12 protein-coding genes are annotated in these 15,017 nt (G+C 65.6%); 5 read left to right on the top strand and 7 right to left on the bottom strand.

Going from position 1 to position 15,017, the window contains the following annotated elements; all coding sequences use genetic code 11:
* Window positions 1-112 precede the first annotated feature (112 nt).
* Window positions 113-1,309 (bottom strand): MFS transporter, encoded by a 1,197-nt coding sequence (locus AD89_RS0103085; RefSeq protein WP_025777139.1) that lies wholly within the window; start codon window positions 1,307-1,309, stop codon window positions 113-115.
* A 118-nt stretch (window positions 1,310-1,427) separates the two neighbouring features.
* Between AD89_RS0103085 and AD89_RS0103080 the strand changes: the two genes are divergently transcribed.
* Together AD89_RS0103080 and AD89_RS0103075 are read left to right on the top strand one after the other, a co-directional pair.
* On the top strand, window positions 1,428-3,101 hold the full coding sequence (locus AD89_RS0103080) for a DUF885 domain-containing protein (RefSeq protein WP_025777138.1): 1,674 nt from the start codon (window positions 1,428-1,430) through the stop codon (window positions 3,099-3,101).
* Between the two features lie 13 nt (window positions 3,102-3,114).
* Window positions 3,115-3,879, top strand: a complete 765-nt coding sequence (locus tag AD89_RS0103075; protein WP_025777137.1) for a GntR family transcriptional regulator — start codon at window positions 3,115-3,117, stop codon at window positions 3,877-3,879.
* On the opposite strand, the gene AD89_RS0103070 is transcribed toward AD89_RS0103075, so the two are convergent.
* The 6 genes from AD89_RS0103070 to AD89_RS0103045 all read right to left on the bottom strand — a co-directional run bounded on the left by AD89_RS0103070 (window position 3,780) and on the right by AD89_RS0103045 (window position 12,231).
* Complete coding sequence (locus AD89_RS0103070) at window positions 3,780-4,595, bottom strand: aspartate/glutamate racemase family protein (RefSeq protein WP_025777136.1); 816 nt, start codon at window positions 4,593-4,595, stop codon at window positions 3,780-3,782. The genes AD89_RS0103075 and AD89_RS0103070 overlap by 100 nt on opposite strands.
* Window positions 4,596-4,608: 13 nt before the next feature.
* The gene (locus AD89_RS0103065) at window positions 4,609-6,126 is read right to left on the bottom strand and encodes an NCS1 family nucleobase:cation symporter-1 (protein WP_025777135.1); all 1,518 of its coding nucleotides are present in this window, start codon (window positions 6,124-6,126) and stop codon (window positions 4,609-4,611) included.
* A gap of 330 nt (window positions 6,127-6,456) precedes the next feature.
* Window positions 6,457-7,947, bottom strand: a complete 1,491-nt coding sequence (locus AD89_RS0103060) for an MFS transporter (protein ID WP_231488393.1) — start codon at window positions 7,945-7,947, stop codon at window positions 6,457-6,459.
* Window positions 7,948-8,090: 143 nt separating this feature from the next.
* Window positions 8,091-9,374, bottom strand: coding sequence for an MFS transporter (locus AD89_RS0103055; protein WP_025777133.1), 1,284 nt, complete (start codon window positions 9,372-9,374; stop codon window positions 8,091-8,093).
* Between the two features lie 88 nt (window positions 9,375-9,462).
* Window positions 9,463-10,842 carry an LLM class flavin-dependent oxidoreductase gene (locus tag AD89_RS0103050; protein ID WP_025777132.1) on the bottom strand — a complete coding sequence of 460 codons (1,380 nt, stop codon included), beginning with the start codon at window positions 10,840-10,842 and terminating at the stop codon, window positions 9,463-9,465.
* 57 nt (window positions 10,843-10,899) lie between these two features.
* Window positions 10,900-12,231 carry an MFS transporter gene (locus tag AD89_RS0103045; RefSeq protein ID WP_025777131.1) on the bottom strand — a complete coding sequence of 444 codons (1,332 nt, stop codon included), beginning with the start codon at window positions 12,229-12,231 and terminating at the stop codon, window positions 10,900-10,902.
* A 294-nt stretch (window positions 12,232-12,525) separates the two neighbouring features.
* Here AD89_RS0103045 and AD89_RS0103040 point away from each other — a divergent pair, with 294 nt between their 5' ends.
* From AD89_RS0103040 to AD89_RS0103030, 3 genes are read left to right on the top strand one after another with little or no spacing between them, the layout of a single operon-like run.
* The gene (locus tag AD89_RS0103040) at window positions 12,526-13,056 is read left to right on the top strand and encodes a flavin reductase family protein (RefSeq protein WP_051505006.1); all 531 of its coding nucleotides are present in this window, start codon (window positions 12,526-12,528) and stop codon (window positions 13,054-13,056) included.
* Window positions 13,057-13,114: 58 nt separating this feature from the next.
* A complete protein-coding gene (locus tag AD89_RS0103035) occupies window positions 13,115-14,191 on the top strand; it encodes an Rv2578c family radical SAM protein (protein WP_025777129.1) in 1,077 nt (358 codons plus the stop codon).
* A gap of 46 nt (window positions 14,192-14,237) precedes the next feature.
* Entirely contained in the window at window positions 14,238-14,960 is a 723-nt protein-coding gene (locus tag AD89_RS0103030; protein WP_025777128.1) for a DsbA family oxidoreductase, read from the top strand.
* Window positions 14,961-15,017 lie beyond the last annotated feature (57 nt).

Raw genomic sequence — 15,017 nt, 5'->3', positions numbered from 1 at the left:
TATCGCGATCCCACCACCCCCAACACTCCCCTTATTGCTACCTGACGGGGGCCCAGCAACCTCGCGCGAGGTTGCTGGGCCCCCGTCAGGTAGTTCGGAGAGGGCGGGAGCCTCAGCCGAGGTATTCGCGGCCGGGACGACCGCCGCGGCGACGCCCGTGCACCCAGACGTACACGCCGATGGCGAGGACGACGAGTCCGGCGCAGACGAGGAACATCCCGTTTCCGCCGGTGAACGGGTAGAGGAAGCCGAGGATGACGGGGCCGATGCCGGACCCTGCGTCGAGGAGGAGGAAGAACGAGGCGGTGGCGACGGGCACACGGCTCATCGGCACGGATTTGACGGTGATGGCCTGCATGCACGGCATGAGAGAACCGAAGCCGAGGCCGATGAGCACTCCGGCCAGGACGATCCCCGGCATCGTCGGCCACAGTGCCAGCAGGACGTTGCCGGCGATGTCGGCGATGAAGACGGGGAAGATCACCGCATTGTCACCGAAGGTGTCCTGCAGCCGACCGACGAACAGACGGGCGAACAGCGACGCCACGGCGAAGGCCACGAAGAACAGGGACGCGGCGGAGGCGACGCCGTGTTCGGCTGCATAGCCGGCGAGGAACACCAGCGCTGCGGCGTAGGCGGTGCCGGCCAGAAGCATGACCGAGCCGATCCGCAGCCCGTCCCGGTCGACGAGGGTGCCGAGTTTGAGATGCCATTTCGTGCGCCGCTGAAAGTCGCTGATCTCCTGCACCGGCAGGCGGATGAGGAAACAGCAGATGAGAGCGAGGACGGACATGAACGCCGAGGCGACGAAGAGCATGACGAAGTCGAACTCGCGGGGCAGGATGACTCCCAGATACGGCCCGAGCGCCGTCGACAGGGTCGTCGCAGTGCCGAAGTACCCGGTGCCCTCTCCCCGGCGAGAGGCGGGGATGATGCTCTGGATGGCCGTCATGATCGCGGTGTTCCCGGCCCCGAATGCGATGCCGTGGACGATGCGCAACGTCAGGAGCACAGAGAGGTCGCCGGCATAGATATAGGCGAAGGAGGCGAGCACGGAGATCGCCATGGTGATGATGAGCAGTTTGCGCCGACCGATGAAGTCGAGATACTTCCCGGTCAGCACGCGAGCGACGACGGCACCGACGACGAACGAGGACGAGGCGAAACCGGCGGCGGCCTCACCGGCGGAGAACCGTGCCACCGCGTACCCGGCCATCGACGTCATGAGCAGGTAGAAGACCATCGACATCCAGAGGTTGAGCCCGATTCCGACGATGAAGTCCTTCGTCCACAGCTTCGCTCGTGCCACGGGAGATCGGTCTCACTTTCTGTAGTCTGCGGGGAACAGTGACACATTAGCGGGTTCGCGCCGATTGCGCGGTCCGGTCCAACGCTGATGTGACTCAGCTCGCGATAGGGTGGTCATCATGACTGTGAAGAGAACCCCCTCCGCCGTCGATACGGTCGCTGAAGACTACGTCGATGACATGCTCGCCCTCTCCCCCTCTCTCGCCCTCTACCTCGGACTCGACGGTGCGCAGGGCTTCGACGACTTCTCGCCGGCCGGACTCGCCGCGATCAACGACGTCACCGTGGCGACCCTGTCCCGCCTCGATGAGGTCGCCGACCGCCCCGACCTCGACGAGGTCGACCTCGTGACCATCGATGCGATGCGTGATCGCCTCGGGGTCGACCGCGACTACTTCGCCGCCGGGATCAAGCACGCCAGCCTCAACGTCATCGAATCCCCGCTGCAGCAGGTCCGCGATGCCTTCGACCTCATGCCCACGGAGACCGTGGCCGATTGGGAGACGATATCGACCACGCTGGCAGCCGTGCCCGGCTCATTGGTCGGCTACCAGGAGTCCCTGGCGATGGCGCGCGACAACGGGCGCGTCGCCGCCCGCATCCAGGTCGAGAAGGTCATCGAACAGGCCCGTGCCCTGGCCGAACCCGGCAGCAACTTCGATCGTCTCGTCGCCGGTGCCGATGTTCCCGACGCTCTGCGTTCGGATCTCGACACCCACGCCGAGGCAGCTCGCAAGTCCGCCTCGGGACTGGCCGATTTCCTCGGCGAACAGGTACTGCCCGCCGCCGGAGATGACGAAGCGTGCGGTCGCGACGCCTATGCGCTCTACTCCCGGGACTTCCTCGGTGCTGAGGTGGACTTCGACGAAACGTACGCCTGGGGACTCGAGGAACTCGAGCGCATCGATGCCGAGCAACGCGAGGTGGCGGCGAAGATCATGCCCGGCGCAGACCTGTTCGAGGTCATGGACGCCCTCAACAACGATCCGCAGCGGACCCTGCACGGCACCGAGGCGCTGCGGACCTGGATGCAGGAGGTGGCCGATGAGGCCATCCGCGAACTCGGCAAGTCTCATTTCGATATTCCCGAACCCGTGCGCACGATCGAGTGCATGATCGCGCCTTCGGCGACCGGCGGCATCTACTACACGGGCCCGACCGATGACTTCTCCCGCCCCGGCCGCATGTGGTGGTCGGTCCCCGACGGCGTCACGGACTTCGCCACCTGGCAGGAGAAGACCACCGTCTACCACGAGGGTGTACCCGGCCACCATCTCCAAGTCGGCCAGGCCACCTATGTCTCCGACACACTCAACCGCTGGCGCCGCCTCATGTGCTGGGTGTCTGGCCACGGCGAAGGGTGGGCGCTGTACGCGGAGAAGCTCATGGCCGATCTCGGATTCCTCGACGACCCCGGCGATTATCTGGGCATGCTCGATTCGCAGCGGCTGCGTGCCGCCCGTGTCGTCCTCGACATCGGATTCCACCTCGGCCTCGAGGCGCCTGAGAGCCTCGGCGGTGGGACCTGGAACCGGGAGAAGGCCTGGCAGTTCCTCACGGACAATGTGGCCATGGACCGGTCGTTCCTGGCCTTCGAACTCGACCGCTACCTCGGTTGGCCCGGACAGGCGCCGAGTTACAAGATCGGCCAGCGGCTGTGGGAGCAGTACCGTGACGAGGCGAAAGCTGCGGCGGGTGCCGATTTCGACCTCAAGGACTTCCACACCCGGGCGCTGGGCCTCGGCTCGGTCGGGCTCGATACTCTGGGCCGTGCCATGAAGCGCTCACAGTGAGGTGAGGGACCGGATGAAGTCTGCCGAGAGTCCCCAGTCGGAGACCATGCGGGTCACCGAGGCGCTGCGCAATGAGATCATCGAAGGCCATCGTCGACCGGGTTCGCGTCTGGTCGAACGCAACCTCGCCACCGAGCTCGGCGTCTCCAGGGTGCCCATCCGCGAGGCGCTGAAGAAGCTAGCCTCGGAAGGGCTGGTGACGAACCGTCCGAACACCTGGTCGACGGTCAGGGAGTTCTCCCCCAGCGACATCGCCGACCTCAACGAGGTGCGCACAGTCTTCGACGTCCTCTCGTTCGAGCTCGCCGCTCAGCGCCATACCAGGGAGGGGCTGGCCCGGTTGGAGGCCACGATGCTCAAGGGCCGGGAGCTCGCCGACGCCGGGGACGTCGCCGGTGCCCATCGCTGTGCCGCGGAGTTCCATGCCATCGTCACCGAGCTCTCGGGCAATGAACTCCTCGGTGAGATCGGTGCCCTGCTGGATTCGCGGATGCGGTGGCAGCTGAGTCAGCATGATGACCTCGCGGTCGTCGCCACCGAGCATGCCGAACTCTTCGACGCCATCGCCCGCCGGGATCAGGCGCTGGCCGGATCACTGGCCGGCCGCCACCTGGGAACGAGTCAGGAGCAGCACGACAAGCATTCGAAGCGGTTGGCCCGATCCGGTCCCCTCGAGGGTCAAGCCGATCCTGCCGCCGGCGAAGATCCTGCCGCCGATCCCGCCGCCGGAGATCCCACTGAGGATTCGGCCACTGGAGATTCGGCCGGCGCCGGCTGACCGAACGGCCAGCCGCTGAGCTTCTTCTCCCGGGCAGGAGCAAAGGTGCGCACCTTCGACGTGCTCAGCCCCAGTCCGACGAGAGATTCGGCCAGGCGCACAGCGGCCGTGACTCCGTCGACGACGGGCACGGCACTGCGCTGCGTGATCGTCTCGCCGAGCTCCGCCATTCCCCCGCAGCCGAGCACGATGACTTCGGCACGGTCACGGTCGACCGCCTCGGCGGCCTGATCGGCGATCGCCTCGATCGCGGCCTGCGGGTTCTCCTCGAGCTCGAGCACGGCCATCCCCGATGCCCGCACGGACACGCAGTGGGCGTCGAAGCCGGCCAACAGCAGTCGGTCCTCGATGAGCGGAACGGTCCGATCGAGCGTGGTGACGACCGAGAAGCGACGCCCGAGGAACATCGCCAGGGCCGCCCCCGCCTCGGTAATGTCGATGACCGGCACGTCCAGCAGCTCCTGCAGGCCTTCGCGGCCGTGCTCGCCGTACCCGGCTTGGATCACGGCATCGAACTCGCCGGGGTATTTCAGAACCGCATCCATGACGCCGAGGGCTGCAAGATGGCTTTCGACGTTGCCTTCACAGGATTCGGCGCCGAAGTCGGGAGTCAGACCGATGATCTCGGTTCCCGCCGAGGCGGCCTGCCGTGCCGCGCGGGCGATGCCCTCGGTCATCGACTCGGTCGTGTTGACGTTGACGACGAGGATTCTCATAGGTCGGCTCCGATCAGTGGTGGGTCGGGACGGCGATCTCCTCACCGTCGACCTCGCGGAATGTGAAGTCGCGGCGGGCGATGACGAAGTAGATGAGGGCGGCGATCGCGGCCCCGGAGAACCAGGAGAACTCGGAGATGCCGGAGAAGGCGGGCACGAGAGCGAAGACGAGTGAGATCGCCGAGGCGGGGATGAAGGCTCCGATGGCTCTCCAGTTGACCCCGCGGTGGTAGAAGTACTCTCCGTCGCCGGCCTCGGTGTAGAGCTGGGGCACGTTGACCTTCGTCTTGCGCACCACCCAGTAGTCGACCATGATCACGCCGAACAGGGGTCCGAGCAGGGCGCCGAGTCCGCCGAGGAAGTAGACGATGACCACCGGGGAGTCGTACAGGTTCCACGGCAGGATGACGAAGCCGATGACGGCGGAGATGATGGCGGCGCTGCGGAAGTTCAGGTGCCGCGGGAACAGGTTCGTCAGCGCGTAGGTCGGAGCGACGAAGTTCGCCATGAGATTGACCGCGACGGTGAGCAGGAGCAGCGACAGGGAAGCCAGCACGAGCAGGACCGGGCTGCCGATGGTCTGGACGATATCGGCCGGTGAGGTGACGACGGTGCCGTCGATCTTGTACTGCGCGCCGGCCAGCGAGATGACGACAAGACCGAAGACGAGCATGTTCACCGGGATGCCCCAGAAGTTGCCGACGACGATCGATCCGCGCTTCTTCGCCGCCCTCGTGAAGTCGGAGAAGTTGAGGACGAAGGTTCCGTAGATGGACACCCACAGCGCGCCTCCGCCGAAGATGTGCGCCCACATCTGCCAGCCGCTGAGCGCGTCATCGGTCGACCACGCGATGGAGAAATCGACGCGGATGAGCATCCAGACGGCCAGAGCGAGGAAGGTCACGAGGATGATCGGTCCGGCGATGGCCTCGTAGCGGCGGATCATCTCCATCCCGTAGCTGACGATGATGACTTGGATGACCCACAGCAGGGTGAAGGAGAACCAGCCGAGCCCGGAGAGTCCGAGGAACTCGGCATCGGCCCAGGACTGCAGGCCCGAGAACATCGTCAGCAGCATGACGTTGAGGACGCTCGAGGCCAGATAGGTCTGGATGCCGAACCAGGCGATGGCGACGATGCCCCTCACCGAGGCGGCCAATTGGGCCCCATGGATGCCGAAAGAGATCCGGCTCATCACCGGATAGGGCACTCCCGTCTTGTATCCCATGAAACCGGAGAGGGTGAGCAGGAAGAACAGCAGAGCGGCACCGACGAGGAGCGCCACGAGGATCTGCCAGGCTCCGAGGCCGAGAGCGAAGAGTCCCAGTGCGAACCCGTAGTTGCCCAGGGAGTGGACATCGTTGGCCCACAGGGTGAAGACGCTGTAGGCCGTCCAGCTGCGCCCCTCCTTACGGGACGGGGCGAGGTCCGCATTGTAGAAGCGCGGACTGATGCGGTGAGCCGCCAGCTGATCGGGGCTGGGCCCCAGGCGGGTGGGCACGGGTGCCTCCGCCGACTCGGTCTTCCTCATGCAGTCCACTCCTTGGATCCGATCAATGCCCAACCGGGATACCAAAAAAGTAAACACAGCACTGCGGCACGGCCATCTGACGAATTCAGAGTAACCCAGCTCACATCCCGGTGGCAATGAATCGCGCCGGGATACTTCGCCTAGCCCCTCTATTCGGGCCGATCGGCCACGACCTCCTGGACGGGGACGCGATCGCACCACAGCCGATATGCCACTTCGTGTAATGGCATACCATTCATGCTCTGTTTGGCCGTTTCCCCTGGTCTTGGGCGTTTCAGCCGGTCGCCGGCGACAGACACAGTGGTGAGGCGAGAACACTCAGCGAGACTCTCAGCTCTCGTGTTCGACGTCCTTGGCGGTCGGGTCCCAGGCGACGATGCCGACGGCGATCGCGCCAGCCAGCGGTGCGCAGGCGACGATCCAGAACACTCCGGTGCCCAGGGACGCCGCGAGGATCGGGAACATGATGAGCGAGACGATCGAGAACGCGCGCAGGACAGACTGGTTGAATCCGATGCCGATTCCGCGCAGCCGCGTCGGATAGGACAGGGTCGCATAGTTCATGAGGTTCGCTCCCGGCCCGCCGGCCTGAGCGAAGACGAAGGCCGCGAGCATGGCCACGGCGACGAGGACGAGAGCCCCGTTCGGGATGCCCACCAGGGCCAGCGTTCCCAGAGCCAGAGCCTGGATGACGAATCCGATGAGGGTGATCTTCCGGGTGCCGAAGCGGTTGACGATGCTCATGCCCAACAGGCCGCCGATCGTTCCGAAGCCCAGGTTGATGACCAGTGAGGCGATGATCGTGATCAGCGGGGTCTGGTGGAAGAGCGTGGTGATGATGAGCGGGGTGCCGTAGGCGACGGCGTTGTAGCCGAAGGTCGAGAACACGGAGACGCAGAGCGCGACGATCGTGCGCACCCGGTAGCGCGGGGAGAAGAGTTCGGCGAAGCCGGCCCACCGTCCGCCCTTGACCGGGGCGGACGAAGCGTTCGGAGTCTCGCGGGCGTCGGCGGGAGCGAGTTCGACGTTGAGGTTGTGGTGGCTGCGCATGACTTCGACGGCGCCTCGCAGGTCGCCCTGGTTGGCCAGCCATTCGGGTGATTCGGCAAGGTAGCGGCGGCGGACGAGGAGGACGATGAGGGCGGGGACGGCACCGAATCCGACGACGATGCGCCACAGGATCGCATGCTGGTCATACGGCAGGGTGATGAAGATGATGAGCACGATGACGTAGCCCATGCCGGTGGCGAAGTACCAGGCCGGCGACCAGGCGTTGACCCGCTGTGAGCGATTGCCTCTGCCTTTGAGCTTCGAGAATTCGGCGAGGAACGCCATCGCCACCGGCAGATCGAGTCCGACGCCGATGCCCATGACGAAGCGGAAGACGATGAGGACCCATTCGTTCGGTGCCACGGCACAGCCGATGGCGGCGACGACGAAGAAGACCATATCGGCCATGAAGAGCCTGTAGCGTCCGAACCGATCGACGAGGTATCCGCCGAAGAGTGCGCCGATGACGGCTCCGACCATGATCGCGGCGTTGACGAGTCCGGTCATGAAGCCGGAGAGGCCGAACTGCTCCTGGATGGCGGTGATGCCGAAGGCCAGGGAGGAGAAGTCGTAGGCATCCATGAAGATCCCGCCGAGAGCGAGAATGATCACGGCCGTCGTCTTCGTCCCCTGGGAGCCGAATTCGGCGAGGATCGAGTGGATATCGGCTGCGGAGGAGACGATGCGCGGAGTCGGCATCGCCGCCTGCCCGTCACGAGTGGATGCGGATGGTGTCTGTGCCGCATTCGCGGCGGGATCTGTCGAAGTCACAGTCGACAAGTATGGTGTCGCGGCGGCCGGGTGCCGTCATCGTCTGTCACAGTTCGTCACGAGCACCGCGGAACGGTTCGGTGCCGCCGGGCGTCCTACCGACATGAGCACCGGCGGCAGGCAGAGCATGGTTGGCCCACCGGTCAGTCGAGACGGCGTCCGCGCCTGTCCGGAATGAGGAACATCGCGAGGAACTGGATGAGATAGATGAGCGGCAGCAGCGCCAGCGCGAAGCCGAAGCCGAGATGTCCTGCGAGCAGGGCGATGACGACCGGGGCCAGTCCCCCGATGGCACGGCCGAGATTGAAGATGACGTTCTGGGCGGTTGCCCTGACCGCCGTGGGATAGAGCTCGGCCAGCAGCGCCCCATGGCCGCCGAGCATTCCATTGGCGAAGGCGCCCATGAAGAACCCACCGGCCAGCAGCGCGCTCGGATCGGTGAACTGGCTGTAGGCGAGGATGGTGACGATGGCTCCGGCCTGGAAGATCCAGAAGGCGGGACGGCGGCCGAGACGGTCGGCGACCTGACCGAAGATGAGGATCCCGGCGAGCATCCCCATCACCGTTACTGCCGTCCACAGCGACCCCTTGGTGACACCCAATCCGATCTGCTCGGACAGATAGTTCGGCAGCCAGGTGATGATGCCGAAATAGCCGAAGTTCTGCACGCTGGTGAGGACCGTCAGCGCCAGGGTGATCGTCACCGTCTCCCGATCTCTGAACAGCGCGGCGATCTTCGCTCCGAAGGAATTCGGCACTCCGCTCGCCTCGTGTTCCCCACCGGCCGCCTCGGCGCCCCACTCCCGCTTCTCCTGGGCCCGGACGAAAGTCTGCGGCTCCTCGACGCCGCGCCGGATGATGAAGGCGAAGACAGCGGGGACGAGCCCGATGACGAACAGTGCCCGCCACCCCCACAGGGCGATGACGGGAGCCGAGACGACGGCTGCGGCGAAGACGCCGAGTTGGAATCCCACTCCCACCCATGAGGTGGCCCGGGCTCGCTGGTCGGCACGCACCGCCTCGGCGGCCAGAGCCATGCCGATGCCGAACTCACCGCCGATCCCGATTCCGGCGATGAACCGGTAGGCGGCGAGGTCCCAATACCCCTGCGCCAGCGCCGACAGCCCGGTGAATACCGCGAAGATGAGGACCGTCCAGGTGAGCACCCGCACGCGGCCATGCCGATCGGCAAGGGCGCCGAAGACGATTCCGCCGACCACGGCGCCGATCAGTGTGATCGTCGACAGGGATCCGGCTTCGACGGTGCTGAGTCCGAAAGAGGCGATGATGCCCGTCAGGGCGAAGCTGAGGATGAGGAGATCGAAGCCGTCGAGTCCGTAGCCGACGGCGGCGGCGACGAGCGCTCTGCGCCGGTATTCGCGATCCTCGGCAGTGTCTGTGGTGGTCAGCGGAGTCGATGCACTCATACGCGGTCTCAGTTCGGTTCACGGATCGGAAAACGGCCGCAGACCATTATGCCTCACGGCCGATCTCCGATTCGTCGAGCCCGTCCGATCAGACGCGGGCACCCTCGCCGAGGCGGTACCGGGCACCCGTGTGGTCCTCGGCCAGGCGGGGGCCGGCCCCGGTGAGCTGCTCGCGGACCGTGGCACCTGCGGTCGGTTCGGGCAGGAGTCCGCGGCGGCGCAGTTCGGGTGAGACATACTTCGCGAAGCGTTCGGCATCGGCCGGACGCACGGCCGCGGCGATGTTGAATCCGTCGATATCGGCTTCGGTCATCCAGCGTTCGAATTCGTCGACGATGGTCTCCGGTGATCCGGTGATGACCGGTCCGCGTCCGCCGAGGGCGACGAACTCCGCAAGGTCGCGGATCGTCCAGGCCCTGTCGCCGGCCATGGTGGTGAAGGAGGCGAGCGCCGACTGGTTGGCTTCGGTCGAGACGTATTCGAGGGTGTCCTCGGGGTCAGCTCCCGAAAGGTCGACCCCGGTCCATCCGCCGAACAGGGACAGCGCGGATTCGGTGTCGACGTAGCGGCGATAGTCGGCCAGGCGAGCCTCGGCTGCTTCGTCCGTGTCGTCGACGATGACGGTGGCCAGAGCGAAGATCTTCACCGCGTCACGGGCGCGTCCGCGCTCTTCGAGTCCGTCGCGGACCTTGTCGACCCAGCTGCGCAGGATCTCCGGGGTCGGTCCGGAGAAGAAGATCGCCTCGGCGTGGTCGAGTGCGAATTCCTGGCCGCGTTTGGATGCACCGGCCTGGAAGAGCAGCGGGGTGCCCTGCGGTCCGGGGACTGCGAGCGCCTGACCGGGGACGGTGAAGAACTTGCCGTCGTGGCCGATGTCGTGGACCTCGTTCGGGTCGACGAAGACGTTGGCGTCGGCATCGGCTTTGAGCGCGTCAGGGGTGATCGAGCCCTCGAACAGCTTGTACATGACCTCCATGAACTCATCGGCCCGGTCGTAGCGCTCATCGTGCGGGATCTGGCCCTTGAGCCCGAGGTTGCGGGCGGCGGAGTCGACATAGCTGGTGACGATGTTCCAGGCCACACGCCCGTTCGTGAAGTGATCGAGGGTGGTCAGGGTGCGGGCGAGCAGGTAGGGCTTCTCATAGGTCACCGAGGCGGTCACGCCGAATCCCAGCGTCGTCGTGGCTGCGGCCATGGCGGGGACGGCGACGAGGGGGTCGAGCAGTGGGAACTGCACTCCCCCACGGTTCGTGACATCGGCGTTGCCGCCGTACACGTCATAGACGCCGAGGATGTCGGCGAGGAAGAGAGAGGAGAATCCGCCGTCCTCGAGGGTCTTGGCCAGGTCCGTCCAGAAGGACAGCTGGGTGAACTCGTCGACTCTCGATTCCGGGTGGCGCCACAGTCCGGGTGACTGGTGGACCGGGGTCATCATGTCGAAGGCATTGAGCAGGATCGGTTTCGTCATGGGAGTCTCCTAATCATGGTGGTGCGATGGGTGTGGCCGACGCATCGGCTGGTGGTTTCAGGCCGCGGTGCGCGCGAGCGTTCGGGCGGGATCTTTGGCGCCGATGGCGGCGATGAGCGAGAGCACGCACAGCAGGGTGAGGTAACCGCAGATCAGCCAGGGTGAGTGGCCTCCGGCAACGTAGAGCAGTGCCGCGACCATCGGCATGATTCCGCCGCCGATGACGGTGCCCAGCTGGTAGCCCATGTTCACGCCCGAGTAGCGGACCTCGATGGGGAACTGTTCGGCGAACCACGCGGCCTGCGGGCCGTAGATCGCATCGTGGGCGAGGTTCATGCCGAGGATGACGATGATGGGCAGGAATGCCAAGGGGCCCGAGTCGAGGAAGGCGAAGAAGATCCAGCCGAAGACGGCGACGCCGATGATGCCGCCGATGCTCACGCGTTTGCGACCGACCTTGTCCGAGACCCACCCCCAGAGAGGCCCGGTGACCAGGCCGATCGCCGAGGCGATCATGACGGCCGTGACACCCGAGGTCGAGTCGCCGCGGTTCTCCGACAGGTAGCTGAGCATGTAGACGGTGATGAGGTAGAAGACGCTGTTCTGCGCCAGGCGGAGTCCGATGGTGGCGAGGAGGACCCGTGGGTGTTTGGTCAGCACGTCGCGCAGCGGCGCCTTGGCGACATCGCCGGAGGCTTTGAGCTCCTGGAATTCCGGGGCATCGGAGACGCCGAGGCGGATCCACAGTCCCAGCGCGACGAGCAGAGCGGAGGCGAGGAAGGGGATGCGCCAGCCGAAGGCTTCGAACTGTTCGTCGGTGAGCAGGCTCTGGACGGCGAAGAAGGCGCCGGTGGCCAAGAGCATTCCCGCAGCCGAGCCGATCTGGGTGAAGGAGCCGAACAGTCCGCGCTTGCTCGCCGGTGCGTGTTCGACCGAGAGCAGTGCCGAGCCGCCCCATTCCGCTCCGGCCGAGAGTCCCTGCACGATGCGCAGGATGACGAGGGCAGCAGCTGCCCACCAGCCGATCGCACTGAAGTTCGGGACGAGTCCGATGAGCGTCGACGCGATTCCCATGGACAGCAGGGAGACGACGAGAAGAGCCTTTCTGCCCACCCGGTCGCCGAGATGGCCGGCGATGATGCCGCCCAGTGGTCGGGCGAAGAAGCCGACGGCGAGGCTGGCGAAGGCGGCGAGACTGCTGCCCAGCTCACTGTGGCTGGGGAAGAACTGGACATTGAAGATCAGGGCCGCGGCGGTGCCGTAGAGGTAGAAGTCGTACCACTCGATCGTCGTTCCGGCGAAGGCCGAAGCCAGCACCCGCTTCTTCCCCGACAAGAGCCGCTGCGGTGGGCCCTGGGTTCTCGGTGCGGTGACCGACGTCTGCGTCATGTGATGCTCCTCTGCGGCGGGGTTCGGTCGGCTCGCTGCCAGGCGAGTCCGTGTTTCGCTGAGCAATCTATGCCCGGACCTCGCAGGCACCTGCACTTTTGTGTCACGTCCCGACGCTCAGCTTCATATGTGGTCATAAGTCGTCTTCGTATGACCTTGGCCACGATGGAAACGGTTCCGATTTGCAATGATCGACTTCATAGGCACTCGCAGACGACCTCGTCGACCTTGTCTGCTCAACAGATCAGCAGGCGCCCGAGACTCCGACGACCACACGAAGACAGAGGTGAAGGAATGACGCTCTTGGCAGACCGCACCGCACAATCACCGGCCCCGGTGACCCCGGCAACACCCGAGGCTCTCCGCGAGGCCTTCTCCCATTTCCCGCAGGGGGTCGCGTTCATCGGGGCCGAGGTCAATGCGGCACCCGTGGGCCTTGTCGCCTCCACCCTGACCGTCGGCGTCTCCCTCGACCCGCCTCTGGTCAGCGTCGCGGTCCAGAACTCGTCGACCACATGGCCCACCCTGCGCCAGGCGCCCGAGCTTGGCATCTCCCTGCTGGGCTCCAATCAGGATCAGCTGGCCAGGCAGCTGGCGGCGAAGGATCGCAGTCGACGCTTCACCGGCGTCAGCCCCGAGGTCACGGCCGGGGGCGGGCTGACGATCCCCGGCAGCTCTGCCTTCCTCTGGACCAGGCTCTACGAGGAGGTCGCGGCCGGCGACCACACGGTGGCACTGCTCGAGATCCTCGGCACCCGAAACGATGGCGGGCCCGAGGCCCTGGTCTTCCACCGCAGTGAGTTCAAGGGGCTGCGCGTCTCCTGACCGCGCCCGACGACATTCCGTCCTTGACTCGCATTCGAACTCATGTTCGAATTGTGTCATGCGGTGGAACGAAGCGAGCGGCAGCACCGACCAGAGCACCCCGGTCCTCTTCGGGACGAAGGGACTGGTCCGGTCTGTGCAGACACCGGAGTTCTCAGGAATCACCTTCCACGAGGTGCTGGCGAAGTCGGCGCTGAATAGAGTCCCGCATTCCAGCTCGATGCCCTTCTCCTGGACCATCAACCCCTACCGCGGCTGCTCACACGCCTGCGTGTACTGCTTCGCCAGGAGCACTCACCGCTACCTCGATCTCGATTCCGGGACCGACTTCGATCGCCAGGTCGTCGTCAAGGTCAATATCGCCGATGTCCTCACCGCCGAACTGGCACGGCCGACATGGGCGAGAGACCATGTGGCCCTGGGCACGAACACCGACCCCTATCAGCGCGCCGAAGGCCGCTACTCCCTCATGCCGGGGATCATCAGCGCACTGGCCGAGCAGTCGACGCCGATGTCGATTCTGACCAAGGGGACGCTGCTGCGCCGCGATCTTCCGCTGCTGGCCCGTGCCGCAGAAGACGTTGCGGTGGAGATCAGCATGTCGATCGCCGTTCACGACGACGCTCTGCAGCAGAGCCTCGAACCGGGCACGCCGACGACGAAGGCCAGGCTGGCCACCGTGCGCGCGGCCGCCGACCTCGGATTCGATGTCACTGTGTTCATGATGCCGATCATGCCGAAGCTCACCGATTCCCGCGATCACCTCGAGTCCGCTCTCCGCGCGGTCAAGGACGCCGGGGCCGCGCGGGTCGTCTATGGGGCCCTGCACCTGCGCCCCGGTGCCCGCGAATGGTTCTTCGAATGGCTCGAACGCGAACGCCCGGACCTCCTCCCCCGCTACCGCACGATGTATGCCCGGTCCTCCTACGCGTCGAAGGAGTATCGACGGTGGCTCGGTGAGCGCATCAACCCGCTCATCGACCACTATGGTCTGCGTGGTCGCAGCGATGACGACTACCCGGCGACGTCGAGGATGCGCGGTCGCCGGGACTCGAGCCGAACCATGCAGAAGACCGGCGCAGCAGCGGCTCCGACGCAGCAGCTCGCCGCCCCATCGCAGCAGGCTCTGTTCTGAGACGGCACAGCGGAATAACCATGAGATGGGCACGGTTGGCATTGATATGAAGATTGAGATCTGGTCGGACATCGCGTGCCCCTGGTGCTATATCGGAAAACGTCGTTTCGAGCACGCTCTCGACGGCTTCGCTCATAGGGACGACGTCGAGGTCCAATGGCGCAGCTTCCAGCTCGACCCGAGCCTGCCCGATCACTTCGGCGGCACCGAGACCGAATACCTCAGCCAGACGAAGGGCATGCCCGCTGCTCAGGTGCGGCAGATGTTCGACCATGTCACGCAGCAGGCCGCCGCAGTCGGTCTGAACTACGACTTCGATTCGATCGTCGTGGCCAACAGCTTCACCGCCCATCGCTTCCTCCACTTCGCCAAGACTCACGGGCTCATGTCACAGGCCAAGGAAGCGCTGCTGTCGGGGCACTTCGAGAAGGGGCGCGACATCGGTGACATCGATTATCTCGCCGAGGTGGGGCGTGAGATCGGCCTCGATTCCGACGAAGTCCGTCGCGTCCTCGCAACCGATGAGTACTCCGAGGAGGTGCGGTCCGATATCAGCGAGGCACGCTCGCTCGGAGCGGGCGGCGTCCCGTTCTTCGTCATCGACCGCAAGTACGGCATCTCCGGGGCACAGCCGGCCGACGTCTTCACCCAGGCCCTCGAGACGGCATGGGATGAGGGCCAGAAGCTCACGGTGCTCGCCGGCCCTCCGCAGTCAGCGGCCGAGGACTTCGCCGACGGCGCCGCCTGCGGCCCGAACGGCTGCAGCTGACCACCACAACTCCCTCTAATTGCTACCTGACGGCGGCCCAGCAACCTCGCGCGAGGT

Origin of the sequence: Brevibacterium sp. VCM10, assembly GCF_000583215.1 — a bacterium.
Taxonomy (GTDB): Bacteria; Actinomycetota; Actinomycetes; order Actinomycetales; family Brevibacteriaceae; genus Brevibacterium; species Brevibacterium linens.
Note: the sequence above shows the minus strand (reverse complement) of the source record. Positions and strands in the feature narration are given on the sequence as shown.

Excerpts from the sequence above, each read along its gene's own strand:
- AD89_RS0103040 (WP_051505006.1), top strand. The coding sequence starts at position 12,526 with ATGACGCTCTTGGCAGACCGCACCGCACAATCACCGGCCCCGGTGACC.
- AD89_RS0103045 (WP_025777131.1), bottom strand. The coding sequence starts at position 12,231 with ATGACGCAGACGTCGGTCACCGCACCGAGAACCCAGGGCCCACCGCAG.
- AD89_RS0103070 (WP_025777136.1), bottom strand. The coding sequence starts at position 4,595 with ATGAGAATCCTCGTCGTCAACGTCAACACGACCGAGTCGATGACCGAG.
- AD89_RS0103055 (WP_025777133.1), bottom strand. The coding sequence starts at position 9,374 with ATGAGTGCATCGACTCCGCTGACCACCACAGACACTGCCGAGGATCGC.
- AD89_RS0103035 (WP_025777129.1), top strand. The coding sequence starts at position 13,115 with ATGCGGTGGAACGAAGCGAGCGGCAGCACCGACCAGAGCACCCCGGTC.
- AD89_RS0103065 (WP_025777135.1), bottom strand. The coding sequence starts at position 6,126 with ATGAGGAAGACCGAGTCGGCGGAGGCACCCGTGCCCACCCGCCTGGGG.
- AD89_RS0103080 (WP_025777138.1), top strand. The coding sequence starts at position 1,428 with ATGACTGTGAAGAGAACCCCCTCCGCCGTCGATACGGTCGCTGAAGAC.
- AD89_RS0103075 (WP_025777137.1), top strand. The coding sequence starts at position 3,115 with ATGAAGTCTGCCGAGAGTCCCCAGTCGGAGACCATGCGGGTCACCGAG.
- AD89_RS0103030 (WP_025777128.1), top strand. The coding sequence starts at position 14,238 with ATGAAGATTGAGATCTGGTCGGACATCGCGTGCCCCTGGTGCTATATC.
- AD89_RS0103050 (WP_025777132.1), bottom strand. The coding sequence starts at position 10,842 with ATGACGAAACCGATCCTGCTCAATGCCTTCGACATGATGACCCCGGTC.